The sequence below is a fragment of the Pelotalea chapellei genome (assembly GCF_018531195.1).
GTDB classification, from domain to species: Bacteria; Desulfobacterota; Desulfuromonadia; order Geobacterales; family Pseudopelobacteraceae; genus Pelotalea; species Pelotalea chapellei.
The window spans coordinates 20,015-45,270 of record NZ_JAHDYS010000002.1; the positions used below are offsets into that span (position 1 = coordinate 20,015).

Here is a 25,256-nt window from a genome sequence, read left to right on the forward strand (position 1 = left end):
GCTAATTTTTTAATTCTAGACAGGAAAGGTGGTTCTAAGGGGGGTGAAAAGCGGAAACTGGACTTAGGCATTATGATGTCAGGGTTGCGTTGGTTCCGACCTCAGAAGAATTTTTTTTTATTATGATAGTCTTCGTACTAATCCCTCAGAGACGCTGCTTGTTATGCATAGAGTCTGCGAACTTTATTACGTCCGATTAAGCCGTCGTATAGCTTGTAGTTGCCTGTTTCCTTACGGATACGGCCAGCCGGGATCGCAGGAGTGATTCTGAGGCTGGCAGCAAAATTGTAGATAGCCTGCGTTGTAGGCCTTTTTCCAAATTGAGCTGCCTGCCATGACTCCGGTGGAATCAGCGCATCTGAAGCCCAACGATCCGCATCACCCTCGAAGACATCAAGGCTTGCCTGCTCAAGGTCATCGAAAAAGGCTGTTTCTTCTCCATCAAAATGAAGCGCGATATGTGCCAACTCATGACTGAGGGTAAACCAGAAATTGTCCAATCTGTCATGACGAAGTGTTACCGCAACAAGTGGCGAACCATCCGGTAATTTTATGGCGGCGCCATCCAGATGGGTATGTTTCAGATGGTTTTCTACAACAAAATGAATACCGTTTTTTAGAAGAAACTCCCGCGCCAATAATGGGCCTTCATCCAAATAACTCAGGCGAACCAGATCGCGGACAAAATCATGAGTGACAGTTCCCTTCTGGTATTTTGGCACCTTCTGTTCCATTGCCAAAAGAGATACCCGAATCCTCCATGCAGTCAATGCATAACGATCAGCATCACTTCCCGAGCGCACATGCTGACGGAGAAGCGCTGGTTGCGGCACTTCGAAACCAAGTGAGCCCGCCCAGGCTGTAAGTAATTCACCCGCCTGTTTTTTTGCCTCGGCAACGGTGCCGTGAAAATCCTGGAACCAGTTCCGTTTAAGCATTTCTGCAAGTGGAAATCTGTCCCATTCAATGCATTCTGCTGCAGGTATAATCTGCGCACCAGGCTCTTTCAACAGCACCTCTGCCGGGATTCCCAACCCTTCATGAAGCTTGCGGATCATGCTGATGCTCAGAGGGCGTTGATGTGACAGCACCTCTGAAACCTTGCTGCGGCTGCCGATATAGGGAATCAGGTCTTTTTGTTTCAGTCCCGCCTGCTCCATACGGAACTTAATTGCTTCGACCGGATCAGGCAGGTCTATCGGATAAAGTGATTCCTCATAGGTATGGACCAGAAGCACCAGCAGCTCAAGCCGGTCTCTATCGGGCTTTGCGCTGTCCATCAGCTTCTCGATCTCAGCAAGAGCCGTTTCGTACTCTTCTTCTGTTTTCAAGACCTTGAGTTTCATAATTACACCTAAAATTTTTGTTTATCGTAGTCGGCATGGGTGCCGAACCACTTGATGAAGACAACTTGTGACAGATAATCAACCTTCACAACCAGCCGGTATCGATTTCCCTTTATGTTAAAGATGACAATGTTTTTGTGTAAGAAACTGGCGCTGGGGTAGCGATCCTTTATGTCCTGGGGACCATTCCAGGCAGCCTTGTCAACATCGTGATACCAGGTATCGAGCTGGCTTTTAGCGTCACCGAATCTAATTCCATATTCGATTAGCGTTTTTCTCTTGATGACATTCATGAGGAGGGAGTTTCCGCAACCATAATTATTACCACAATATTCCCAAAATGGGAATTCATATTATCAATCCACGAAAATATTCCTTAATTGGGACAACCTGACAAGTTGATCTTGGCATAGCCTCATCAACTAACCGTGACCTGTCCGTTCATCAGCATGGGGAGTAGCCAGTCGCGGAGTTGGGCGAGTTGCTGGTTTTCCTGCTCAAGCGTATCTTGACGTTTGAAGATGGGCTCGACTGAATTTGTAAATTGCTCGACAACATCCGATTTAGGCAAGCATACCTTTACCGTCTTCAGCACCGTGCCCGAAATCTCTTTGAAGGTAGAACCGGAAGCGTACTGAGTGATGACCTTCATCGAATTCTTTACGGTGTAATAGATGAACGCTGTTGAGTAACCGTTGGTGGGCACAAACGATTTAAACCCCTGATTGGTGGTCACTTCATTCCGCGCAATGGCCATGTATCCGATGGGGGCTCTGGAGCTGAGCAAGACAGTGCCCACAGGGAATTTTTTCAGCGAGGCATCCTTGAAGCCCTTGTCGGATATGTCCTGTGCTCCACGAGTAATGAACTTGTTTCCCTGGTTGTCAGACAAATCATTCGGGGTAATCCAAGGTGTCCCGTTTGTGGTGAAATTGTCTGCTTTTTTCGTGGATGGCGTACTACCGCCGACAATCTGCCCTAAATCGTCCAAAGCACCGTCCTCCCAACACATCGGGATTTCCCGTTTCAGTGTGGAGTTGTAGACCATCTTGCCGCCGGAGGATTTGTAGGGCTTGCCGTTTTTGTCGGGGAAGTCGAACTGGATGAACCAATAGTCGTACAGGGTTTTGACCATGGCCTCCAGCTCGGTATTGATGCGGTTGTTGCAGTCGATTTTGGCATCGAGGGCGGAGAGAGCGGCAGCGATTTTCCTTTGTTCTTCTACCTTTGGTAAGGGGGCAGTAACGGCGTATATTCTCTCCGGCGAAGTGTGCTTGACCTTCGAGCCAGAGGAAGTCAGGCGGATTTGTTCCCGAACAGAACTGGTTTGAAACAGGTAGTAAACAAAAATTCGGTCTAGTAGTTTTGGTTCAGCGGTAATCAAACCTAGCCGTTGATTGTGGAGATACAGATTATCGTTTGGCACAAAGGCGCAACTTCCAAGCAAGCCCTCGGCCTGCTCGGTCATGGCGACAATTAGATCACCTTTGTTGTGTAGGTAATCCTTTGGAACCTCACCAATGTAGAATTTCTCTTTTCCTGCTTGCCTCTTGAAGCCGCCCTCTTCATAAAAGTTGCCTGGAGTCAGAACAATATAGTCACCAACGTCAGAGAAATATTCGCCCTTAAATGGATAGCCATGCTTGATGTGGAGTTTTCCTTGAAGTGAGGAAACAGGCCACTTACTCATACCGCAACCCCGCCAATTGCTTCCGAATCTCCTGCTCCAGCCCCGCCGACTCCTTGAACAGCTTATCCAGATTGTCGCTGAAACCCCGTATCTTCTCGGCGAACTGCGCCGGCGTCAGCTCGACATACTCGATCTTCACATCAAAGTACTGTCCGGCACTCAAGCTGTAATTTTTGGCGGCAATCTCGTCGTAGCCGATTACCACCGAGAAATCCTCCACCGCCTGTTTGCCGTTAAAGGTGGCAATAACTCGGTCTTCCTCATCCTCGGAAAGCAGTGTCTTCTGATTCTTGCCGTCTTTGACCTTTGTGCCGAGGCCGGAGGCGTCGATCAGTACCACCTTGTCCTTGTTGCTGGCGTCAATGAAGAGGATCGAAACATTGGTGCCGGTGGTGGCAAAGATATTGCTCGGCATGGAAACCACTCCGGCCAACATCCGCTCGTTCACGAGCTTTTCACGTATCTTGCGGTCTATGCCCGACTGGGCGGTAATGAAGCCGGTGGGCACCACCACCGCTGCCTTGCCGCCCGGTTTGAGCGAATGGATGATGTGCTGCAAAAAGAGCTGGTAGATGGCCATCTTTTCCACGGCCTGTTTGGGAATGTTCGGCACCCCGGCGAAGAAGCGGGTTTGATGTTCCTTAGTGTCCAACTCGTTGCGGAAATCGCTGAAATCCATCTTGAAGGGTGGATTGCTGACGATGTAGTCAAACTTCCTGAGCGCCTTGCCGTCCCGGTGGTACGGGTGCGTCAAGGTGTTACCCTGGATGATGTTGGGGATGGAGTGGACCAGGTTGTTCAGGATCAGGTTCAGCCGCAGCAGGCTTGATGACTTCTGCGAGATGTCCTGGGAATAGATGGCGCAGCGCTGCTCGCCGATGGCGTGGGCCAGGCTCATCAGCAGCGTTCCCGACCCGGCCGAGGGATCGTAACAGCTGACGTTGGCAACCTTACCCCGCCGCGCCTCCGGCACCAGGATGGCGGCCATAATCTTTGCCACGGCATGGGGGGTGTAGTATTCGGCGTACTTGCCGCCACTGTCCTTGTTGTAGTCTTTAATCAGGTATTCGAAGAGCGCAGCGTAGAAATCGTACTTCTGGGTAAAAATGCGCTCGAAGCTGAAATCTACAAGTTTGTTAATGATGGCACGGCAGAAGTCGTCGCGCTTGGAAACATCGGAGATGAACTCGCTTACGCGATCGAACAGGGTGACTTTGGCGCCGCCGTCGGTTTTGACGGCAAAGATGTCGTTGTTAGTGATGGCGATGTCGCGCAGGGTATCGTCAAACAGCTTGGCAAACTCCGGCGCATTCTGGCTGCTAAACAAATGGGCGATGAAGTGCTCAGGTTTCAGTCGGGCGGTGTCCGGTCCCATCTGCAGTTGCATCATCTCCAGTTCGTCAGAGGAGAGGGCTGTGACGGCCTGCTCCCAGCTTTTAGCCTTGGCTAGTTTGGGGTCGATGCGCTTTGCTTCAAACGCAAATTTGTCGTTTAGAAATTTGTAAAGAAAGACCTGGGTAATGATCTTGAACTCGTTGCCGTCGTTACCGAGTCCATAGGCGGCACAGATCCCCTTAAGGCTGTCTATCAGTTGCCGGGTTCTTTTTTCGAAATCCTGGGTTACCACGCATGTACTCCTGTTCTGTTACCTGATGCGTATTCATTCATATATTCGGTCACTACCAGCCGGTTGATGGTGCGGGAAGCGTCCGGGTTGAGCTTGATGCTACGGCGATTTCGGAACTCGCCGATGACCAGCGGCATCATCATCCGCTCAAAATAGCTTTCATTGGCCAGCAGCTGGGTGTTCTGCAGTACCTGGTCGTCGGCCTGCTGTTTGACGCCAGTGAGTGCTTCGAATATGCGGCGCTCGGATTCCGTGAGCAGGTGGTGCTCCAGCAGCCGCTTGTGAATGCGGGTGTATTTGACATCCCCCAGGTACTTGGCCCGCAGCTGGTTGTTCTGCCGGTTCAGCTCCTTGACCTGTTCGTGGATAGCGTTAAGCGCACCGATGTTGGCATTCATTTCTTCCTGTGTCACCTCATTAAGTTTCTTCATCTTGAACAACCGCTCCAGTTCTTCCTTCAAGGTGATAAACTTGGGGTCCTGCTGGTCAAAGTTGTCAGCAAGAGCCTCGCGGGTCTGTCGCAGGGTGCTCTTCAGCTTGTCGGCCAACACAAGCTCTTCTTCCCTGACCTTGGTAAACAGGAACAGTACTTCCTCCAAGGCGACATTGAGCAGATTTGTTGTGTCGGCGCAGTTTTCGATGATCTCCTTCAAGTTCAACAAGTCAAGGTGGTTGCTGGCTTCGCGGTAAAGCTGGTTGAGCTTCTGGAAATCGAGCTGTTGCAAGAATTCGTATTTGCCTTGCAGGCGAATCACGTTGTAGAGGCTGCGGGCATCGGCAAGGGCTTTCTTAAGGGCCAGCACCGTGGCGCGATCCTGAATCTGGCTGATCTGCTGCGAGAAGATCTCAGCATTTTCTATGTCAAAGCGAAATAGGATGTCCTTGATCTGCTCGATTTCCTGTGCAATCTCATCAGCAGACTTGAACAGGTGGGAGTAGTGCTCGAGCTCGTCACCCAGCTCGGCCTGTAACTCATCGAAATAGGCTTTGTTGGTAGCGTCGAACTCTTTGCGAATATCGGCAAAATCGACCACGTAGCCATAGCGGAAATCTTTATAAGGGCGGTTAACACGGGTCAATGCCTGGAGCAGGTTGTGTTTGCGGATTACCCGGCCCAGGTAGAGCTTTTTCAAGCGCTTGGCATCAAAACCGGTGAGCAGCATGTTGTAGACGAAGAGCAGGTCAATTGTGCCAGCCTTGAACTCCTCCACCCACTCTTTGCGTTCTTCTTTGCTGCCGATATCGTGCAGAATCAGCGCGGCTCTTTTTAGCTTGTTGGCCTGCTTATGCTGTGCCGCATAGGTCGGCGATGGATCGGCGGCTAGCGGCAGATCGGAATGATATCCATCGCTGGCTTGCGGGGTTAGCTCAATAACCTTTGCCGTATCGCGTTTCTGGAAAATTTCGAACATCTGCTTTGCCTGCTCGGAACTGTCACAGATAACCATGCCGCCGATGGAAGGGTTGTTCAGCGCTCCCCGGCTTTTTTCAAAATCTTTGATGATGTAATCAAGCATCGGCTCAACAAAGCGGGGATGGGCGTAAACAAGCTTTCTGTCGATGTCGCCCTGCTGAAGTTCCACGGCTGCCAAAGCTTCCTTCAGTGAAAGTTTATAGTTGGTGGCGATCTCCTCGCGGATCAGGCGCAGAGTGTAGCCGTCGGCGATGGAGGCGTTGTAGTAGTATTTGTGGATGTAATCGCCGAACAGAGCGCGGGAATTGTAGTCATCCCCCAACAACGGCGTGCCGGTTAGGCCAATCTTAATGGCGTTCTGGTCCGACTGGCTGAGATTGGCGAGAAAACTACCCTTTGGGTTGTAGCTGCGGTGAACCTCGTCGAGGAAGTAGACCCGCTGGATACTGACGTCGTAATCCTCTGTGCGAACCACATCCGGGTCATCCTGGAATTTCTGAATATTGACTACGGTTATCTCAGGTCTGCCGGTGTGATTATGCAGCGCCTTGGTGGCCTTGATGTCACGGGCGAAGGCCTCGCGGGTGTCGATGGTGTAGACTGTCAGACCTCGGCTGGAAAATTCGCGCTGCGCCTGAATCAGCAGGTCGATCCGATCTACAATGAAGTAGAATTTTGGGATGATGGCGCGTCGCTGAAAGTAATCGGTCAAAAAGCGCACGTTGTAGTAGGCCAGCGCGGTCTTGCCGCTCCCCTGAGTGTGCCAGATTATCCCTTTACGCACTCCGGCATCGAGTTTTCTTTCGATGGCTTTGGTGGCAAAGATCTGAGGGTACCGCATGACATGTTTGTGCAGTCCGTCGGCCTCGTTCACATAGGCCAAGGCATATTGCAGCAAAAACGAGAGACGGTCGCGGCTGAACAGAGACGTGCACATCCGGTTGGTTGGGGTGTCGGGGGACTTATTGCTGAGAAACTCGGGGCTGTGCTTGATGATGTTCAGGTTGTTGTCGCGGAGAACTTCGTTTTCAACTGCGTCGTCCTCTCCAGACAGTAGGTCGGCCAAGTTAAGCTCTTCCTCTTCCCGGAAGTAGTTGAAGGTTGGTGCGTCATAGGACGGACTGGCGTAAAAAGCGCCCTCAATCGGCTGCGGCGAGCCGTCGTCATACTCCATGTTGTTGGAGAACACCATCAGTTGAGTGATATTTATAAAACGGCGAAAACGGGGATTCCGGCAGCGCGTGATAATACGGTTACGTTCGGCCAAAATACCTTCTCGGTTGTTGGGCTTTTTGACCTCGATGAAAACGAGCGGCATACCATTAATGAGCAAAGTGATATCCGGTCGGAACTCATCATCCCCGTTTTTACAGGTCAGCTCGGTGACCACATGAAAGCTGTTGTTGGAAAAGTCGGTAAAATCGAGCAGCTTAATACCTGAACGTTCGGTCATCCTTTCGTAAAAGGCTTTGCCCAGATCTTCGTTATCCAACAACAAGTTGACATCTGCCTGTAATCGTTCGATGCCCTCACAGTCAATGCCGGGGTTAATCTTGGCGATGGCCTCGCGAAACAGGTCAGGAAAGATATTGGTCTCTTCATCCCATTTGGCGTACTTGAGAGAGATATATTGGTAACCAAGCCTGACCAGATGCAGCATGCAAGGGATTTTAACGCGAGAGTCTTCTGTAAATTTCATTTGCCCTCAATTTTCAACCCTGGAGAAAATCAGTAGGTTACCCTCATAGATACATCAAGGGGGAAGATAAAAGTGAGCGTCCCCGAACACAACCCAAATAAAAAGCCTGCCCTCAATATAAAAGGCAGGCTTTGTCGTTAATGCCACTTCGACAGCCCCACCATCCCCTCTTACTATCTCACCCCTTTGGGAGAAAGTATTCTTTTCCCTCTCCTTCTGGAGAGGTGGCCAAAGGCCGGATGAAGGGGACTGGAAGCTTTGTGCCATCAGGTTTCCCTGACTTTACCTTTTCGGTGACCATCTAAATATGAGAGTGAACTGGGCGGGACTATACCCCTAATGAAGTAAGGAGGTCAAACAGGGAATCATTAAAAAAGAACGCTTTGATTGCAAGCAGTCGGGCTTAAGACGTAGAAAGGCCGCTTCCTCACCAGGGAGCAGCCTTTCTACATGTTGATGCTATAGAGTTTAGCCTGCTTTTAGAAGATAAGCCTCGAAATCCCATATGCCACCACCGTCGATACGCTGACACCGATCAGACCAGGAATCATGAAACTGTGGTTGAGCAGGTATTTTCCGATGCGCGTTGTGCCGGTGCGGTCCATGTTGATGGCGGCCAGGTCACTTGGGTAGAAAGCGAAGAAGAAGTAGGCGTAGCTGGCAGGCATCAGGCCGAGCAGCAGCGGAATCGGCAACCCCAGAGCGAGACCCAGGGGAAGGGTGATGGCCAGAGTCGCGGCCTGGCTTTTTACAAAAGCCGAGATGCAGAAGGTGGCAATGGCAAAGGTCCAGGGAGCAATTTTGACCATGATGCCGATGTTGTCGATGAGGAATTTCTTGTTCGCGGAGATGAAGGTATCACTCATCCAGGCGATGCCGAAGATGGATACAACCGCGATCATTCCGGCGATGAACACGCTGGAGTGGGCGATATCCTTGGCTTTGACGTCAGCAGTGAACATGATGAACGCGCCATAGGCAAGCATGACGAACTGGACAACCGTGGTCATTGCAATCGGCTTTTTGTCAGCCCCCATCGGCAGCAGTTCAGGGAAACTGGCCAGCAAAATAATCGATCCGACACCGGCGAAGAACAGAGCAACGGAGATCTTTGCTGTAGTGGAAATTTTCTTGTCCAGTGTGGTCACATCAGCATCAAGAGCTTTTTTGAAATCCGGGTCCTGAAGGCGGGCCTGAAACTCCGGATCCTTATCCAGATCCTTGCCGCGGTTGAAGCTCCATGCTGCTGCAGCCAGCACTCCAAGTACCCCGGCCGGCATGGTCACGGAGATGATATCGATCAGAGTCACATGATATCCCGCCTTAGCTGCAAAGCCGAGGAAGAAGGTGACCGCTGCTGCAACCGGGCTTGCTGTGATACCCATCTGGGAGGCGACACTGGAAATGGCCATGGGGCGCTCGGGACGGATTTTGGTCTTAAGTGCCACGTCCGAAATTACCGGCAGCAGCGCATAGACAGCGTGGCCGGTTCCGCAGCAGACCGTCAGAAAGAAGGTCGAAAGCGGTGCCAGGATGGTCACGTATTTGGGGTGAGCGCGCAGCATTTTTTCGGTCAACTGCACCAGGTAATCGAGGCCGCCGGCCACCTGCAGAGTGGCTGAGGCGGTCACCACCGCCAGGATAATCAGCATGACTGCGATAGGCGGTTCGGAGGGAGGGCTGCGGAAGCCTAACACCAACAGTGAAACGCCGAGGCCGCCGATCATGCCGAGAGCAACGCCCCCCCTGCGAATGCCGATCAGAACGGCACCCAATACGAGTATGAATTGAATCCAGAACATTGCCATGACGTCCTCCACTTTGAAAACTGAGATTGGCGAACCGCTGACGGCCGCTCCTTCTGTTCTCATGAGAGCATGGACAATGCCAATGCGCTTAATTTGCACAAGCTGTCGAATTTATAGCTTTTTCAGAAACAAGCACAAAAGAAACCCCCATAACCGGAAGTTATGGGGGCAGAGGTCTGACTGCCGGCAAACCTGAATTCAAAAGGTTTACTGCAGATATGATCAATGGTTATGACTATAACCGCTGGTTATGGGGGTTTGATAAGGCGTGAAAAATGGATGTATCGGGGAAAGAGTTTTCATTCCTTAAGCAGCTTCAAGCGTTTGGAAAGCGCCGGCTGGGAAATGCCCAGCAGTCGCGCGGCCAGAGTCTGATTGCCGCTGGCCCGCTCCATGGCTTCCATTACCAGGAAAGCCGCAGCATCGGTGAAAGTGGGAAGTTCGTCAAACCCGGCGAACGGATTTTGACGGGTTGCTCCGCCAGCAGGGGTACTGCACTGGTACTGCAGACGCTCGATGCTTTGGATAAAGGAATCCATCGAAAGCATCCGATCACGATGAACGCTTACGGCATCAAAGACCATGGCTTTAAGCTCCCTAATATTGCCGGGGAAACAGTAGGTCGCGAGGTACTGCGCCAGGCCTTTGGGATGAGTCGGTTTTTTCTTGCCTAGCGTTTGGGCCGCTTCTGCCAGAAAATGTTCGAGCAGCAGGGGGATGTCACCAGTTCGCTCCCGCAGCGGCGGGATGTGCACCCGATGGGTGCGCAGACGGAAATACAGATCCCGGCGGAATGCACCGCTCCCCTCTTTCTCCGCGAGGTTCTGGTGGGTCGCAACAATGATGCGAGCCTTGAGGCTTTTGGGTAGATCGCTTCCCAGCGGGAAGTATTCCCCCTCCTGCAGCAGACGCAAAAGCTTGACCTGGGAGGGGATGCTCAAGTCGCCGATTTCATCCAGAAACAACGTGCCGCCAGCCGCCTCCTCGATCATGCCGCGCCGAACCTGTTCAGCCCCTGTAAAGGCGCCTCGCACATGCCCGAAGAGGGTGTCGCTGAACACCGTATCATCAAGGCCTGCCACATTGACCGTGACCAGCTTGCCGCGACAACCGCTCAGGATGTGGGCGGCCCGGGCAACCAACTCCTTGCCGACACCACTCTCACCGGTGATCAGCAGCGGTTGCGGACTTTTGGCCACAGCCTCCACGTAGGAAAAGATATCCAACATCGCCCTGTCAGCGGTAACAATGCTGGAGAACGCCTCGGGATGACGCAGCTCCCGAGATACCAGCCGACCGGCAAGTTCCTGGTACTCCCGCCGCATCTCAACCATTCTTACCGCTCTGAGCACGCTCCCTACAATGCGATCCTCTTCATCGGTCTTGATGCAGTAATCAAAGGCGCCCAGCTTCATGCAACGTACAACCGTCTCCACCTGATTCAGGCCGCTGACAACGATAACCGCCACCTCCGGATGCCGCTCTGCAATTCGTTCGAGCAGTTGCTCTCCAGAAACGTGCGGCATGGTCAGGTCAAGCATGACCACACCGGTCGAAACTTTTTCAAGAATATCCATTACCTGAAGGCTGTCGCTGCAAGTCAGGATGTTGCTGATGCGACCGCGGGACTCAAGTGTCAAAGCCAGAGAACTGAGCCAGTCAGGTTCATCATCTACCAGCAGAACCGGAAAATTTGGATATATGGCATCACTCACGGGATGTATCCTCTCTGTATTCCGGCAGTGTAAGAGTAACCGTAGTTCCGCTGCCGGGGATCGATTCAAAATTCATCGTACCGCCGTGTTCCTTGACAATCCCCGCGGAAACCGACAGTCCAAGGCCGGTACCCCCCTGGTCCCGTTTGGTGGTGAAGAAGGGGTCGGTGAGTCGGGAGATGTTTTCCGGACTGATGCCGCTTCCTTCATCAGTAAGGGTAAGCACAACTTTTCCGGAATCAGCATCATAGCCCGTGGTTAACTGTATGCCTCGGCCGGTATCCGGCAGCGCCTGGCAAGCGTTGAGAACCAAGTTGACCAGCACCTGTTCAATACGTTGAACATTTCCACGAACTGGAGGCAGAGGAGTGTATCTGGCATTGAAGCGTGTTGTGGCCTTGCGGATGGAAGGCTCCACCAGCCGCACGGCAGCCTGGGCCACTGCATTCAGATCAACCGTTTCATTACCGGCAGAATCATCTCGCCGGGCAAAGTCCTTGAGATCATCCACAATGCGTTTGATCCGCTTGCCGGCATCGTGCAGTTTGTCAAGACTGCGCGGCACCTCTTCCCGCATCCGCGAATAAGGCAGGCCACCACAGCTGAAATCGCCATTCTCACGATAATATTGTTCCAGAACCTTGGAAGCGTCAGCATGAAACCTCTTCAGAATCGGCACCTCCAACAGAATCAACCCCGTTGGGTTATTGATTTCGTGGGCCACTCCGGAGACAAGTATCCCGAGGGCCGCCATCTTGTCTGCCTGGATCAGTTGCTGCTGGTTAAGCAGCAATTCCTCTTCGGCATGTCGCCGCTCAGTGATCTCCCGCGTCAGATCAGCAGTACGCCTGGTAACCTGACCGTGCAGGGTACGCGACCAGAGAGCAAAACCTCCCAATAGCACCACCAGCGGAATTACCACCACCGCAGCATATTTGGCAAGAACACGCGGAGTGATTTGATTCGGCTCCAGCACCCCCAGCCATTTGTTGTAGATGACCTCATACTGGCCGGTTTTTTTCAGAATCGCCAATCCTTCATTGAAACGGGAGAGCAACTCCTCATTGCCTTTGTCCACAGCATAACAGTAACGGTGGCTGGCAACATTACGTATCGCCGGCAGCAGATTGGTAAGCTTGAGCTCACGCATGATGTACATGCCGGGCACAATCGCGACCACCGCATAATCGGTTTTGCCGGCAGCCAGCTGACGCATGGCCTCTGCCGGCGTTTCGGTCAGGATCAGCCGGGCCCCGAGCCCTTGGTGCACCAGGTAATCATGCATGATACCGCCGCGGTGAACTGCCACACTCCTCCCCCGCAACTCTTCCAGTGAATTTATCAAGGGAGAGTCGCGACGGGCAAAAACCGCATGGTTGACAACCGTATGAGGCAGAGAAAAGTCAACTTCCTTTGTCCGCTCCTCTGACCATGACATGCCCTGAAGCACGTCCACCTTGCGGCTCTGCAGTGCATCACGCATCTCCGACCAGCTACCCAGGCGGAATTCGACCTTAAAACCCATCACTTCCGCAATTGCTTTGGTCAGTTCCACATTATAGCCGGCCGGCTGGCCGTCTTTATCGATAAATTCATAGGGAGGGTAATCACGGTCGCCCCCCACGATAATAGCGGATCTGGCCATATCCGGCCCGGCAAAGGACTGCACGGGAAACAGCAAGAGAGCCAGCCAGAACAACAGGGAAATTGGATGAAATCGGGCTGAAGCAGATTGGTGAGGTATGGACGACATAAGGAAACTGGCCATTGAGAAGCCTGCCTTTCCACATCGTAGACTGGATGCTGAGGAAGAGCCTGAAGAGTATTTAGAATAGCACAGCGAGAGGTCAATCACCGGCAGGAAAATAATACAGGAATCTCCCGGGCACAAAAAAAGGGGGGCAAATAGCCCCCCTCTCATTACTCAACAAATTCAGGGATTAGTGACTGCCCCCGATGAAGGCCATGATCATCAGTATCAGCAGGGCCAGCCCGGTGAACAATGCAATGAAGCCGAATCCTTTGACGAGGAAGTCATAGACCACACCGCTGGTACGTTTGCAGGCAAACTTTTCAGTGATACCAGCTGCTTCATAGCGTTTCCACTGATCGCCTCGCTCCTCAAGCATCTCTTCTTTGCCGATCTGGCCATTGAAGATAACGAAGTCCATGGGGAATTTCTCGGGACGTCCATGGGTATTGAAGAAGTGGACCGAGAAGATGAACCCGGTGGCCAGCAAAGCTTCGTCGGAGTGGATGATGGTGGCCACGTTAAAGGCCCAGCCCGGCAGAATCATGCCGAAGATTTCCGGGAACCAGAGCATCAGACCTGATCCGCCGATGGCAAACATACCCCAGAAGACTGCGATGAAGTCGAATTTTTCCCAGTAAGTCCAGCGTTCGAAGGTCGGCTTCGGCCCTCTGAACAGGAACCATCTTACCATGTTGACCACATCAGTGATGTCGCGCAGGTTCGGGCAGAGTGAGTCGGGACCGAACAGGCGCTGCAGGAAGTTGCCCGGGATATCCTTGCGAATGAAGAGGAAGTTGATGCTCATTACCAGTGCCATTGCAAAATATACAAAGGTGATACCGGCGCAGTAACGATGAATCAGACCGGCATTTGCAGAACCGCCGTACATGTTCATCATCGACACGGCCCAGTGCTGGTCGCTGAACTTGAGCGGCAGACCGGTCAGAGAGAGACCCAGGAAGCTGGTTATTACCAGAATATGCATGAAAATGTGGATGCGGTTAAATCGACGGTACTGCTTGTGAGCATCAGGCATGACATGATGGTGTTCACCGCTCTGCAGCTTATCGGCTTTCTCGCGGTTTTCAACAAAGCCACGGAACATCCAGAGCAGCGTATGGATCCAGAACACACCGAATGTACCGACCAACAGGCCGGTCATGGCGATGAATGTGTAGTAGAGAATTGGGTACTTTTCACGATCGCTATGCTCACCATGTGCATAGAACTTGGTGAAAAGAGGTGTTGCTCTGGTATGACATTTGGCACAGCTTTTAACAAGATTGGCCGGATTTACGCTGGATTCAGGGTCGTCCTTGGGCAGAACCGAGTGGGCGGTATGGCAGTCGGCACAGCCGGCAACCTTTTCTGGGAAGCCGAGGCGGTAGTTCTTGCCGTGATAACTTTCCATGTATGACTTGACAGCAACTGTCGTAACTTTGTTTTTTGCCATCAGCTTTTCATCACTGTGGCACTTCATACAGACTTTAGTATGGAATTCTCTGTTTGAATGGCTTTTAGGATCGCCCAGCGGTTTGATCTCGTGCAGGTTATGGCAATCGCTACAAGCGGCGGAATCCATGTTTCCGGCTGCGACAGCCTTGCCGTGAACTGACTTCTGGTACACTGCCAACTTGTCGTGGCACTGGATGCATTTTGCAACTACCTTGCGCTTATCTTTTTTCCAGTAGGTGTGGGTATGGATGTCGGTGTGGCAGTCGGCGCACATGACACCTTTGGCGATATGCACGCTGCCGTAGTGCTCGGCATTTTCCTTCTTGTGGCAGCGCTCGCACTGTACCTTTTGGACCTTGATCTCTTTTCTCATGTGCTTGGCGAGATCAGTAATATCAATGTGGCAACTGGTGCAGGCGTTTTTACCATGTACCGATGCTGCAAAGGAGTGGATGGATATCTTTTCGCTATGACATCCCAGACAGGTTGCCGGATCGATGGCCATACCCTGCTCGGCCATTGAAGTCCCGGCCCATACGGACAACAGCATCAAGACAGGCAGAAAACGACTGAACAACATGCGCATACGAACTCCTCCATTGGTAAAAATAAATGAGAAACATAGGGTGTATAAAATCCATATACAACTACACAAAAGAATAGGGAAATGCAACGAAAATTGAATACAGTATACAGTTTAGGACCAAAATTATCTCTTTGTTACGAAGAGTTGCAGGAAGAGCATTCCTTAAGCTCCGAAAAGCCTGATTTATAAATAGAGTCACCTTGACTTTGAAGTGGCCTTTTGCTAGCGTAATCTCCTTTGTATAAATTAGAATCGTGAATGCAGCAGTACACGAATTGATTCAGGAGCAGGCAATGACAAAAAAACTTTTCATTCCGGGCCCCGTGCCTGTTCATCCCGACATTCTCGCCGCAATGGCTACCCCCATGATCGGGCACCGCATGAAAGAATATGCGGAGCTGCATGGCCGTGTTACTGCGGGACTCAAAAAATTGCTATTTACCGAGGACAGGGTTTTTCTGGCGACTTCCAGCGCTTTCGGAGTGATGGAAGGCGCCATACGCAACCTGGTAGGCACCCGCTGCGCAAACTTCTGCAACGGCGCATTTTCCGACAAATGGCATGATGTCACATTGCGTTGCGGCAAGCAGGCAGATGCCTTCCGTTTCGACTGGGGCAGACCGGTCACCCCGGAAGCTGTTGATAAGGCACTCGCAACCGGAATGTATGACAGCATGACCATGATTCACAATGAAACATCGACCGGCGTAATGTCACCGCTGACAGAAATCGCCGAGGTAATGCGCAAATATCCGGAAGTCATGTTTATCGTAGATACTGTTTCATCAATGAGTGCATTGAAAATACCGGTTACTGAACTGGGTATCGACAGTTGCATTTTTGGGGTCCAGAAAGCATTCGCCCTCCCCCCGGGCCTGACAGTTTTCACCGCCAGTGAAAAAGCTCTCAAGCGGGCCGCCGGCATCGAAGGGCGTGGCTATTACTTTGATTATCTTGAATTTGCGTCCAACGATGACAAAAACAACACGCCGTCGACACCATGCATTTCTCTCGTATATGCAATGGACCGCCAGTTGGAACGCATGTCCGCTGAAGGTTTGGAAAACCGCTGGAGCCGGCACCGGGAATTGGCCGATTATGTTCGTGGCTGGCTTGCCTCCCGTGGCTTCGAGCTCTTCCCCGAATCCGGTAGTGCTTCGCTCACCCTGACCTGTGCCCGCAATACACGTAATATTGACTTGGCGGAGCTAAAAAAACAGCTGGGTAATTCCGGCTTTGCCTTTGATGACGGCTATGGCAAAATTAAAGGGAAGACATTCCGCATTGCGCACATGGGAGACATGACGCGCAGTGATCTGGACGAACTTTTTGCGGCGATGGTCGCCATCATGCCTGATCTGGCATAGAAACAATCACATGATTCCAGCAGACCAGGAACAGACCTCTGCAAAATGAACAAATAAATAAAAGTTCTTTTAAAAATCGGTAACAAGGAGTCAGGTATGAAATGCCCACATTGCGGAAACAGAAAATCTGTTGATCTCGACATTCACTCAAATGGTTTTACTTCAGAGGAGTTTCCGGTCAAGGAATGCGGCGAATGCGGTCTGGTCTGGCGGGTCAAAATGGAGGCTGGTGAGGCTAAACTCGATATCATCAAACCTGCAGCGAAAAAATAAGAAAGCCCCTGCAATGCAGGGGCTGGAATAGCCTATTCCTTTTCGAAGGAATCTTTGCCTACCCCGCACAGGGGACAGCACCAGTCATCAGGCACATCCTCGAACGATGTTCCGGCTGCAATCCCATGCTCCGGATCGCCTAAGGCAGGGTCATAAACATATTGGCAGATAGTACAGATCCAGCGGTCCATAGTTACTCTCCTTTTTTGTTTTAATTTTCTTCCCAGCTGATGCACTGAACAGGGCAAGCATCAATGGCACTTTGAATATCTTTCTCCGAGGCACCTGCAGCATCATAACATTCGGACTTATCATTGCTGTCAAAGCGAAAAACACCGGGGCAAGATGAGATACAAAGGCCGCAGCTGATACAGCTTTCCTGATCGACCCAAGGTTTTTTCATGTAACTCTCCTTTAATTCGAAGTTCGAAATGTATACCAGCACAAAGGGTCTGTCAACAGGGCAGCCGCCAATTCATACATGAAAAAAGGCAAATAAATAATGATATTCAAGAGTTTGGTAGTGGGACCACTGGGAGTCAACTGTTTCATTCTTGGTTGCGAAACCACCGGGGAAGGAATAATCATTGACGCCGGCGATGATGCCAGCCGTATCATTGACACGGCAGAAGGACTGGGACTGACCATCAGTCAGGTTGTCAACACACACGGTCATTTCGACCACGTGGGAGCCAACAGAGCTATACTGGATCATTTCAAAGCACAACTTCTGATACATGAAGCAGATTCCCCCATGCTTGCCCGGGCAGCGGACGTTGCTCGTGCCTATGGTTTGCAGGGTGAAAATTCACCTCAGCCGGAAAAATTCCTTACTGACGGCATGGAAATCGTTTTCGGCACCTGCCGTATGACCGTGCTTCATACTCCCGGCCATACCCCAGGTGGCTGCTGCCTTTATCTTGCCGAAGAAAAAACTGTTATCACAGGTGATACTCTCTTCGCCGACTCCATCGGCCGGACCGATCTCCCCGGTGGCTCTCACGAGCAACTGCTGGAATCCATCCGCACCAAACTTTTCACCTTGCCGGACGATGTGACCGCCTATCCGGGCCATGGGCCCGAGACGACTATCGGCCATGAAAAGCGCCATAACCCTTATTTTTGAGGAGCCGGGCCATGCTGCACGACAAACAGATCATACTTGGTGTGAGCGGAGGCATCGCTGCCTATAAGGCGGTCGAACTGTTGCGTCTGCTTACCAAAGCCGGCGCTGACGTACACGTGATCATGACCCGTGCGGCCCAGGAATTCGTTACTCCGCTCACTTTCCAGACACTTTCTTCCAATCCGGTACATACCGAGCTTTTCAACCTGATTGCGGAGCGGGAGATCGGACACATTGCTCTGGCCGACCGGGCCGATCTGTTCCTGATCGCTCCGGCTACCGCAAATGTGATTGGCAAGATCGCTGGCGGCATTGCTGATGACATGCTGACCACCACGGTCATGGCAACCAAGGCGCCGGTCCTGATCGCACCGGCAATGAACGTGAACATGTACACCAACCCGATCTACCGGGAAAACGAACAAAAGTTAGCTCGCCTGGGCTACTCTTTTGTGGCGCCGGAAAAAGGAATGCTTGCCTGCGGCTGGGAAGGGGAAGGAAAACTGGCCTCACCAGAAGCCATTTTCGAGGCTGCTGTTGTGGCACTTGCTCCCAAAGACCTCGCCGGTCACACCGTATTGGTGACTGCAGGCCCGACACGGGAAGAGCTGGACCCGGTACGCTTCATCAGCAATTACTCCTCCGGCAAAATGGGCTATGCGCTGGCCAAATCCGCCGCACAACGTGGAGCACGGGTTATTCTGGTCAGCGGACCAGTCAGCATGGCGGCTCCTTATGGAGTTGAGCTGGTAAATGTAAATAGTGCGAAAGAAATGCGAGAGGCTGTTCTGCAGCGAGCCGAGGAGTGTACTGTAATCATCAAGGCAGCGGCTGTCGCCGACTACCGACCAACCGAGCGCAGCTCGATCAAGATTAAAAAACAGTCCGATGAGCGCACCATCAATCTGATAAAAAACCCGGATATCCTGGCCGAGTTGGGCACATTGAAAAAACGTCCCTATTTGGTAGGATTTGCCGCAGAAACTGGCAAACTAAGGGAGTTTGGTCTCAAAAAACTAAAGGAGAAGAATGCTGACATGATCGTGGCAAATGACGTCAGCCAGCCCGATGCGGGATTTAATGTGGAAACCAACCGTGCACTGCTACTCTTCCAGGGGGGCAGGGAGGTAGATTGCCAACTGATGTCGAAAGAAGCCCTTGCAGGCGAAATTTTGAATCACATACTTGCTGAATTGAAGTAATCACTTCCAGACTACCCGCTGTACACCCCACTTAACAGCTCCGGCTCATGCAGTGCCTGTAATAGTTTTTTTCGAAGTTCCTCCACCTGTTCCATTCCTTCGGCCTTGGTCATTTTCCCGCTACCATATAACAGCCGCATATTTTTCCGTACAGCTTCGGCCATGGCCAATGCCCGCTCTCCAGTCGGATCAGCCTTCAGAAGATGACAAGTCTCAGGATGCTGCATGAAATCATACACAACCTGCCGGGTAAGTTGCATATATTCATCACGGTCCTCATCCTCCAACACGTAACGTGATTTGTCCGATAGTGCCTGCATCACCCGCTGCCATCTATCCAGGCGGGAGAGCAGCATGATAGAGTTGAAAATACGTTTGTTGGTGCCAAAGGAGAACAGTGTGGGGGCAACCACGCTACGCAGCAGCTTATCGTTGGCACGCTGATCCGTGGTGCAGACTTCACGCGCCCTTTCCCAGACCTCCTTGTCCACGAAAGTTTCAAAGCGCATTTCCCAATAGGCATGTTTCATGGTAACCGCAGCAAAAGAATGCATGATCTTATAGGGAACAAAATAGTTATGGGCAATGGTGTCCGCTGCCAGATGACTCAGATATCCATAAGCACAGGCCCGCTCACTGTCAGTACGTGCCGTGTGCAGCACTTTTCGGCCAATGCCCCAGCGATGGCAGTTAAGCAGGTAATGGGTGTATTTCTTCCCGACAATGATGTCCGCTGCAATACAGCCGTAGAGATAATCCAGGGGGTGTGCCGCCAGAATGGCGGAGATACCTGCGGGCAGTTGACCAAGGCTGGCCAGTACACTCATCCCGACCTGAAGATGCATTCCACCGCCCCAGGCAGAGGCGGTTTGAGGAACAAAAACCAGTGTAAACAATGCAATTATGAGGATCATTACGGTTCCCTTCTTTGTTTTGACAGGAGCGGGAACTTGCTGTTAGAGTTCATCTGTCAATTTACCCCTTTTCGCACCATCATACAACAGGAGCAATGTCAGTGACTCAAAGCCCGACCGCATCACTCTGTACGGCTTCTCTCAAAGCATATCTGCAGGCACTCCAGGAGAGTGGCATGGATGGCATTCCGGTCACCGTGGCAGGGGGGGCGCCGTTGCTACCTGAGGCGGCACTACCTGCGGCACCAGGAATTTCAGCTAAGAATCAGCACGAATCACTGGAGAAGATCAGAAAGGATCTGCAGAGTTGCCAGCGTTGCGGCCTGGGAAAAAAGAAAAAGAATCTTGTTTTTGGTGCGGGGGCATCCAATGCCCGCCTGCTTTTTATCGGTGAAGGTCCGGAGGCCGAAGAGGATACCAAGGGAGAGCCCTTTGTGGGTGAAGCGGGAGGGATTCTTACCCGTGTCATCACCGCCATGGGATTGAAACGCGAGGACATTTACATCTGCAATGTTATGAAGTGTTGCCTTCCGGAAAACAGAGACCTGGAAACAGAAGAAATCGCTGCCTGCGCCCCTTTCCTGTTGCGGCAGATCCGTTCGATCCATCCCGAAGTCATAGTAGCCTTGGGCAAATGTGCTGCCGATACTCTGCTGAACATCAAGGAGCCGATCTCAAAACTTAGGGGCAAATTCCACGATTACAACGGCATCCCACTCATGCCTACCTATCCTCCCTCATATCTGCTGCAACAACAGAAGCAAGGGAACCTGACATCATTCTGGGATGTATGGGATGATATGACTCAGGTCCTGCGACTGCTCAAACTGCCGGTACCTGAAAAAAGCAGGAAGAAATAGTAATCACTACTGCACCCACCACCTGCGAACAACAAAAGCATCCCGCCTTTTGCCGCCTGCCGGCCAGCTATCAACCGGCTTTCTGGTCCGCATGATTTCCTCCATTCTTTGCCGCAAAGGCGTTGTCATTACACCGCCATACCCAGGTTTGCCACATTCAAGCCTGCTTTCAATCACCCTTTCCCGGTCAAGAACGATGATGACGTGGCCGTTCCAAACTATCAGATCAAGCGGTTCCAACTGAGCGGCTATTTGTGCGGCCCCTTTTCCTGCCACTGATACTGCTGTGCCCCACTTGACCAATTCCGAGGTATTCCTAGGTGTCCAACCTCCCGTTGCCTCGTAAAGAAGACCGGAACAGTCCAGGCCGGCTAATGCTAATCGTTTTCTCTCCTGATCGGTAAAATTTCCCCGATAATAGCTTTCGATTAATTCTGCCACGCCTTGTCGCACATTCCCCCCCCAGACATAGGGGCTGCCAACAGAAGCAACCAATGTGGAGATAATCGTCTCGCGGGATGGCAACGAACGGGGACGGGAAGGAGGCTGTTTTTCTCGAGATTCGATGAAACGGCTGTCCACATATAGTGCAACTCCTGCAGGCGCCGGATAATCCTCAGTCTGCACACGATACACCACTGCTGCTCCACGCTGCACCTGTGAGAGGATTCGGAAGGGGGTACCCGGCAGTGCAATGAACTCAAGCTCCCGCACCTGGCCGCAGCTGTCGGTTTTCAGTGTATTGCCATTCCGGCCACCGAATACCATTTTCATCTCCGGCACATTTAAGACCGGTGTTGAAGTACGGGCTACTCCATAAAGCGCAGCATGGCCCGGCACGGCCACTATCAGATTACAAACCAGCAATGCAACTGCGATAAGCATATACATTCTGCGTATTCCTTCTGTTTTTCCGCATTGCTTTTGCCGTGCTCCCACGGTACTTAATTCTATCATCACACTCCTGCCGGCAGCATCAACAAAAACACCAAGAACAGCCTGCACTACCTTCTACTCTCCCACCCGAAATTCTTCTAATACATTAAGTTCCGATTCGTCGCTGGCTTCCCCGGCGCCTCCATCAGGCAATACCGATACAACCATGCCTGCCAGGATCAACACTGCCCCTACTACACCATAGATTCCCAACCGCTCATTGATCGCTATCCAGGCGTATCCCGCAGCAAAAACAGGCTCGGTGCAGAAGATCAACGCCGTTTTGGTAGGGCTGATAAACCGCTGCATAGAAGTCTGCACCAGAAAAGCAAAAACAGTGGCTACGAGAGAACAGACAAGAAAGGTACCCAGCAGGTCAGGATACCAAACAAAGATCGAATGCCCCCTACCAATTGCCCCCAGACTGCTGAGCAGAGCCACCATCCCTAGCTGAACCGCGGTCAGCCAGTAATAGTCGCTGCCGCGCGAAAATGCTCCGGTGCAAATCAAATGCAGCGAAACACAGACCGCACAGATGGCGGCCAGAATATCTCCCTGATTAAAATTCCATGAGCCGTTCCCGCACAACAGGAACAGGCCAGCCACTGAAAGTGCTACGGCGACCTTAACCGGCAAAGAGACACGATGGCGAAGCATGGCGGATGCCATAAGAGGCACCATGACTACATTGAGGCCGGTTAAAAAGCCGGTGTTTGATGCAGTCGTGTACCGCAAGGCGACTGTCTGGAAGGCATATGCACCAAACAGGAGTATTCCCATCAAGCTCCCCTGCAGAAGGGTATTTCTATCAAAATTTTTTCCCTTGAAGAAGCTGATCGGCAAAATGAATACAGTCGCCAGAATGAAACGCTGAGCAAGAAAGACAAAAACATCTATATCTGCCACAGCCTGCTTGACTATGGTGAAGGTTACCCCCCAGAAAAATGTAGTAGTCAGCAGCAGCACCGCTGCTTTGAATCTGTTCATGTAACCTCCGAAGAAAAAAACCTTAGCCTGTTATTTGTATACAAAAAGCCTCATATGGCAAAGCTGAAGCAGGGGCGTGCTGCTCAACGTTCAATAAAGCTACCGATTTTTTGTTGACATCAAACATTACATCCCCTAAAAAGGCAAGCGGTCTGACCATTTTAATCTTATTATAAGGAGCATATCATGAAGGTTCTACGTACTGTTGCTGCAACCTTGGCGTTGCTGGCCACCATGTCCCTTACTGCCCTGGCTGCCCCCAAGAGTATCAAGGTTGCTACGGATGCCACCTGGCCCCCCATGGAAATGCTGGACGCAAACAAGAAAATCGTGGGTTTTGAAATCGATTTCATGAATGCAGTCGCCGCAGAGGCAGGACTGAAAGTCGAATATAAAAATACCGCATGGGACGGCATTTTTGCAGGCCTTGAAGCCGGACAGTATGACGCGATTCTTTCCTCAGTGACCATCACCGATGAGCGCAAGAAGAAGTATGACTTCAGTGACCCCTACATTCAGATCGGCCAGATCCTTGTTGTGCCCAAAACCGACAAGACCTCAAAAAAGATCAGCGACCTGAAAGGTAAAAAAGTAGGAGCCCAAATCGGTACGACCGGCGCTTTTGAAGTCAAGAAAAATGCCGGTGTTGAAATGAAAACCTATGATGAAATCGGCCTCGCATTCGAGGACATGGCTGCCGGCAGAATTGTGGGTGTTGTTTGTGATGAGCCGACCGCGGCCCATTTCGCCCTGCAGAAGAAGGAATACAAAGAAAAATTCAAAATCACAGGCGATGCATTTACCCACGAAGGCTACGGCATCACCGTCAAGAAAGGCAACAAGGCTCTGGTTGACCAGTTGAATAAAGGCATCAAAGCTGTTAAAGCCAAGAAAATAGACGAAAAACTGCGCGTCAAGTGGCTGCGCTAATCCCATTATCAGGCAGTACGAAGACATCCTCGTACTGACAAACTCTCCTCAATGAATGAATTAAAAACACCATCCATCGACGTAGGTGATGGGGCCGCAATTCCTCTTAAGAGCGACGCCGGGCTGTTCACAGCCTGGCGCATCGCTTTTTTCGGGGCCATCGCAGTATCCCTTTATCTAGTCCTGACAAAACCCGATCCATATCTCGCTATTTTCAAGTTTGTGCCCGACGGCATCCTGGTTACCTTTAAAGTGACCATTGGTTCCATTCTGCTGGCCATTGTCATTGGCCTGATTACCGGCTTGGGCAGGATCTCCACCAATCGCTTTATTAACGGAGCGGCATCGCTGTATGTGGAAGTTATCCGCGGCATTCCGCTGCTGGTGCAGATCTTCTACATCTATTATGCACTTGGCCGCATCGTCAAAATCCCCGACATTCTCAGCGCCATCATCGCTATGGCAGTCTGCTACGGCGCTTATATGGGCGAGGTCTTCCGCGGCGGCATCCAATCAATCCCCAAGGGACAGATGGAGGCAGCACTTTCCCTGGGCATGAGCCGCAGCCAGGCGATGCGCCAGGTAATATTGCCCCAGGCTTTCAAGGTAGTTCTTCCCCCCATCGGCAACGAATTCATCGCCCTGCTGAAAGATTCCTCGCTGGTGTCAATCATTGCAGTAGCTGACCTGCTGCGGCGCGGCCGCGAGTATGCTTCAGAGACATTCAGCTACTTCGAGACATACACGGTTATAGGCTTGATCTACCTGATTTTGACCCTGTTCTTCTCAAAGCTGATCAGCAAGATGGAGGAGCGTCTCAATGAAGGCAGGTAGTCGACCCATGATTGAGGTAAGCGGAGTATCCAAATTTTTCGGATCATTCCAAGCTTTGAATGACATTTCCTTCAACGTGCATGATGGCGAGAAGGTTGTAATCATCGGTCCCAGCGGTTCGGGCAAGAGTACGATCCTGCGCTCCATCAACCGTCTGGAGACCATCGATCGCGGCCGGATAGTTGTGGACGGCATGGACCTAAGCGACCCTAAGACAAACATCTCTACAGTACGCGAAGAAGTCGGCATGGTATTCCAGTCCTTCAACCTCTTTCCCCACAAGACCGTGCTGGAAAATTTGACCCTGGCCCAGACTGTAGTACGCAAAAGAAGCAGGAAAGAAGCGGAAGAAATCGCCAGAGAACTGCTGAGCAAGGTTAATATCGCTGAAAAGGCGGATGCCTACCCTGCCAAGCTTTCCGGCGGACAACAACAGCGCGTGGCCATAGCCCGTTCCCTGGCCATGAATCCGAAGGCGATCCTGTTTGATGAACCGACCTCGGCCCTTGATCCGGAAATGATCGGCGAGGTGCTTGATGTGATGAAAAACGTGGCCCGCGAAGGAATGACCATGATCGTGGTAACCCACGAGATGGGCTTTGCCCGTGAAGTGGCAGACCGCGTCATCTTCATGGACCACGGCCGGATCGTTGAGGAAGGTACACCGGAGCATTTTTTCACCAACCCGACCCATGAACGGGCCAAGCTGTTTTTGAGTCAAATACTGTAACGAA

At 51.6% G+C, this 25,256-nt stretch carries 22 protein-coding genes; 8 read left to right on the forward strand and 14 right to left on the reverse strand.

Annotated features, from left to right (window positions below):
- Nucleotides 1–161: 161 nt before the first annotated feature.
- The 9 genes from KJB30_RS01990 to KJB30_RS02030 form a co-directional block, all read right to left on the reverse strand.
- Nucleotides 162–1,346 (reverse strand): ImmA/IrrE family metallo-endopeptidase, encoded by a 1,185-nt coding sequence (locus KJB30_RS01990; RefSeq protein ID WP_214296266.1) that lies wholly within the window; start codon nt 1,344–1,346, stop codon nt 162–164.
- An 8-nt stretch (nt 1,347–1,354) separates the two neighbouring features.
- Complete coding sequence (locus KJB30_RS01995; RefSeq protein WP_214296267.1) at nt 1,355–1,639, reverse strand: type II toxin-antitoxin system HigB family toxin; 285 nt, start codon at nt 1,637–1,639, stop codon at nt 1,355–1,357.
- 125 nt (nt 1,640–1,764) lie between these two features.
- A complete protein-coding gene (locus KJB30_RS02000; RefSeq protein ID WP_214296268.1) occupies nt 1,765–3,036 on the reverse strand; it encodes a restriction endonuclease subunit S in 1,272 nt (423 codons plus the stop codon).
- Nucleotides 3,029–4,663 carry an HsdM family class I SAM-dependent methyltransferase gene (locus tag KJB30_RS02005; RefSeq protein ID WP_214296269.1) on the reverse strand — a complete coding sequence of 545 codons (1,635 nt, stop codon included), beginning with the start codon at nt 4,661–4,663 and terminating at the stop codon, nt 3,029–3,031. The genes KJB30_RS02000 and KJB30_RS02005 overlap by 8 nt, the downstream gene beginning before the upstream one ends.
- The gene (locus tag KJB30_RS02010; RefSeq protein ID WP_214296270.1) at nt 4,657–7,776 is read right to left on the reverse strand and encodes a type I restriction endonuclease subunit R; all 3,120 of its coding nucleotides are present in this window, start codon (nt 7,774–7,776) and stop codon (nt 4,657–4,659) included. The genes KJB30_RS02005 and KJB30_RS02010 overlap by 7 nt, the downstream gene beginning before the upstream one ends.
- 479 nt (nt 7,777–8,255) lie before the next feature.
- Nucleotides 8,256–9,584: an anaerobic C4-dicarboxylate transporter gene (locus KJB30_RS02015; protein ID WP_214296271.1), complete on the reverse strand. Its 1,329-nt coding sequence runs from the start codon at nt 9,582–9,584 to the stop codon at nt 8,256–8,258.
- A gap of 299 nt (nt 9,585–9,883) precedes the next feature.
- A complete protein-coding gene (locus KJB30_RS02020) occupies nt 9,884–11,299 on the reverse strand; it encodes a sigma-54-dependent transcriptional regulator (RefSeq protein WP_214296272.1) in 1,416 nt (471 codons plus the stop codon).
- A complete protein-coding gene (locus tag KJB30_RS02025; RefSeq protein WP_437179721.1) occupies nt 11,292–13,052 on the reverse strand; it encodes a transporter substrate-binding domain-containing protein in 1,761 nt (586 codons plus the stop codon). Before KJB30_RS02025 ends, KJB30_RS02020 begins: the two co-directional genes overlap by 8 nt.
- Before the next feature lie 187 nt (nt 13,053–13,239).
- Complete coding sequence (locus KJB30_RS02030; protein WP_214296274.1) at nt 13,240–15,093, reverse strand: cytochrome c3 family protein; 1,854 nt, start codon at nt 15,091–15,093, stop codon at nt 13,240–13,242.
- Between the two features lie 293 nt (nt 15,094–15,386).
- On the opposite strand from KJB30_RS02030, the gene KJB30_RS02035 reads away from it, so the two are divergent.
- Nucleotides 15,387–16,460: a pyridoxal-phosphate-dependent aminotransferase family protein gene (locus KJB30_RS02035; RefSeq protein ID WP_214296275.1), complete on the forward strand. Its 1,074-nt coding sequence runs from the start codon at nt 15,387–15,389 to the stop codon at nt 16,458–16,460.
- A gap of 96 nt (nt 16,461–16,556) precedes the next feature.
- A complete protein-coding gene (locus KJB30_RS02040; protein WP_214296276.1) occupies nt 16,557–16,733 on the forward strand; it encodes a hypothetical protein in 177 nt (58 codons plus the stop codon).
- A 32-nt stretch (nt 16,734–16,765) separates the two neighbouring features.
- On the opposite strand, the gene rd is transcribed toward KJB30_RS02040, so the two are convergent.
- Both rd and KJB30_RS02050 read right to left on the reverse strand, forming a co-directional pair.
- Nucleotides 16,766–16,924 (reverse strand): rubredoxin, encoded by a 159-nt coding sequence (gene rd, locus KJB30_RS02045; protein WP_214296277.1) that lies wholly within the window; start codon nt 16,922–16,924, stop codon nt 16,766–16,768.
- 20 nt (nt 16,925–16,944) lie between these two features.
- The gene (locus KJB30_RS02050; protein ID WP_214296278.1) at nt 16,945–17,136 is read right to left on the reverse strand and encodes a ferredoxin; all 192 of its coding nucleotides are present in this window, start codon (nt 17,134–17,136) and stop codon (nt 16,945–16,947) included.
- Between the two features lie 99 nt (nt 17,137–17,235).
- On the opposite strand from KJB30_RS02050, the gene KJB30_RS02055 reads away from it, so the two are divergent.
- A complete protein-coding gene (locus KJB30_RS02055) occupies nt 17,236–17,859 on the forward strand; it encodes an MBL fold metallo-hydrolase (protein WP_214296279.1) in 624 nt (207 codons plus the stop codon).
- A gap of 11 nt (nt 17,860–17,870) precedes the next feature.
- Nucleotides 17,871–19,061 (forward strand): bifunctional phosphopantothenoylcysteine decarboxylase/phosphopantothenate--cysteine ligase CoaBC, encoded by a 1,191-nt coding sequence (gene coaBC, locus KJB30_RS02060; protein ID WP_214296280.1) that lies wholly within the window; start codon nt 17,871–17,873, stop codon nt 19,059–19,061.
- An 11-nt stretch (nt 19,062–19,072) separates the two neighbouring features.
- Here coaBC and KJB30_RS02065 read toward each other — a convergent pair whose 3' ends face one another.
- Complete coding sequence (locus tag KJB30_RS02065; protein ID WP_214296281.1) at nt 19,073–19,975, reverse strand: zinc dependent phospholipase C family protein; 903 nt, start codon at nt 19,973–19,975, stop codon at nt 19,073–19,075.
- Between the two features lie 101 nt (nt 19,976–20,076).
- On the opposite strand from KJB30_RS02065, the gene KJB30_RS02070 reads away from it, so the two are divergent.
- Complete coding sequence (locus KJB30_RS02070; RefSeq protein ID WP_367618908.1) at nt 20,077–20,835, forward strand: uracil-DNA glycosylase; 759 nt, start codon at nt 20,077–20,079, stop codon at nt 20,833–20,835.
- 6 nt (nt 20,836–20,841) lie between these two features.
- On the opposite strand, the gene KJB30_RS02075 is transcribed toward KJB30_RS02070, so the two are convergent.
- Together KJB30_RS02075 and KJB30_RS02080 are read right to left on the reverse strand one after the other, a co-directional pair.
- Entirely contained in the window at nt 20,842–21,840 is a 999-nt protein-coding gene (locus tag KJB30_RS02075; RefSeq protein ID WP_214296283.1) for an NlpC/P60 family protein, read from the reverse strand.
- Nucleotides 21,841–21,846: 6 nt separating this feature from the next.
- Complete coding sequence (locus KJB30_RS02080; protein ID WP_214296284.1) at nt 21,847–22,758, reverse strand: DMT family transporter; 912 nt, start codon at nt 22,756–22,758, stop codon at nt 21,847–21,849.
- 186 nt (nt 22,759–22,944) lie between these two features.
- On the opposite strand from KJB30_RS02080, the gene KJB30_RS02085 reads away from it, so the two are divergent.
- From KJB30_RS02085 to KJB30_RS02095, 3 genes are read left to right on the forward strand one after another with little or no spacing between them, the layout of a single operon-like run.
- Complete coding sequence (locus KJB30_RS02085) at nt 22,945–23,688, forward strand: basic amino acid ABC transporter substrate-binding protein (RefSeq protein ID WP_214296285.1); 744 nt, start codon at nt 22,945–22,947, stop codon at nt 23,686–23,688.
- A 51-nt stretch (nt 23,689–23,739) separates the two neighbouring features.
- Entirely contained in the window at nt 23,740–24,522 is a 783-nt protein-coding gene (locus tag KJB30_RS02090) for an amino acid ABC transporter permease (protein WP_214296286.1), read from the forward strand.
- Entirely contained in the window at nt 24,509–25,252 is a 744-nt protein-coding gene (locus KJB30_RS02095) for an amino acid ABC transporter ATP-binding protein (protein WP_302466912.1), read from the forward strand. The genes KJB30_RS02090 and KJB30_RS02095 overlap by 14 nt, the downstream gene beginning before the upstream one ends.
- Nucleotides 25,253–25,256: the final 4 nt, after the last annotated feature.

Bases quoted from the DNA above. Each gene is read 5' to 3' on its own strand.
- KJB30_RS01990 (WP_214296266.1), bottom strand. From the start codon at position 1,346: ATGAAACTCAAGGTCTTGAAAACAGAAGAAGAGTACGAAACGGCTCTT.
- KJB30_RS01995 (WP_214296267.1), bottom strand. From the start codon at position 1,639: ATGAATGTCATCAAGAGAAAAACGCTAATCGAATATGGAATTAGATTC.
- KJB30_RS02000 (WP_214296268.1), bottom strand. From the start codon at position 3,036: ATGAGTAAGTGGCCTGTTTCCTCACTTCAAGGAAAACTCCACATCAAG.
- KJB30_RS02010 (WP_214296270.1), bottom strand. From the start codon at position 7,776: ATGAAATTTACAGAAGACTCTCGCGTTAAAATCCCTTGCATGCTGCAT.
- KJB30_RS02015 (WP_214296271.1), bottom strand. From the start codon at position 9,584: ATGGCAATGTTCTGGATTCAATTCATACTCGTATTGGGTGCCGTTCTG.
- KJB30_RS02025 (WP_437179721.1), bottom strand. From the start codon at position 13,052: ATGTCGTCCATACCTCACCAATCTGCTTCAGCCCGATTTCATCCAATT.
- KJB30_RS02030 (WP_214296274.1), bottom strand. From the start codon at position 15,093: ATGCGCATGTTGTTCAGTCGTTTTCTGCCTGTCTTGATGCTGTTGTCC.
- KJB30_RS02035 (WP_214296275.1), top strand. From the start codon at position 15,387: ATGACAAAAAAACTTTTCATTCCGGGCCCCGTGCCTGTTCATCCCGAC.
- KJB30_RS02040 (WP_214296276.1), top strand. From the start codon at position 16,557: ATGAAATGCCCACATTGCGGAAACAGAAAATCTGTTGATCTCGACATT.
- rd (WP_214296277.1), bottom strand. From the start codon at position 16,924: ATGGACCGCTGGATCTGTACTATCTGCCAATATGTTTATGACCCTGCC.
- KJB30_RS02050 (WP_214296278.1), bottom strand. From the start codon at position 17,136: ATGAAAAAACCTTGGGTCGATCAGGAAAGCTGTATCAGCTGCGGCCTT.
- KJB30_RS02055 (WP_214296279.1), top strand. From the start codon at position 17,236: ATGATATTCAAGAGTTTGGTAGTGGGACCACTGGGAGTCAACTGTTTC.
- coaBC (WP_214296280.1), top strand. From the start codon at position 17,871: ATGCTGCACGACAAACAGATCATACTTGGTGTGAGCGGAGGCATCGCT.
- KJB30_RS02065 (WP_214296281.1), bottom strand. From the start codon at position 19,975: ATGATCCTCATAATTGCATTGTTTACACTGGTTTTTGTTCCTCAAACC.
- KJB30_RS02080 (WP_214296284.1), bottom strand. From the start codon at position 22,758: ATGAACAGATTCAAAGCAGCGGTGCTGCTGCTGACTACTACATTTTTC.
- KJB30_RS02085 (WP_214296285.1), top strand. From the start codon at position 22,945: ATGAAGGTTCTACGTACTGTTGCTGCAACCTTGGCGTTGCTGGCCACC.
- KJB30_RS02090 (WP_214296286.1), top strand. From the start codon at position 23,740: ATGAATGAATTAAAAACACCATCCATCGACGTAGGTGATGGGGCCGCA.
- KJB30_RS02095 (WP_302466912.1), top strand. From the start codon at position 24,509: ATGAAGGCAGGTAGTCGACCCATGATTGAGGTAAGCGGAGTATCCAAA.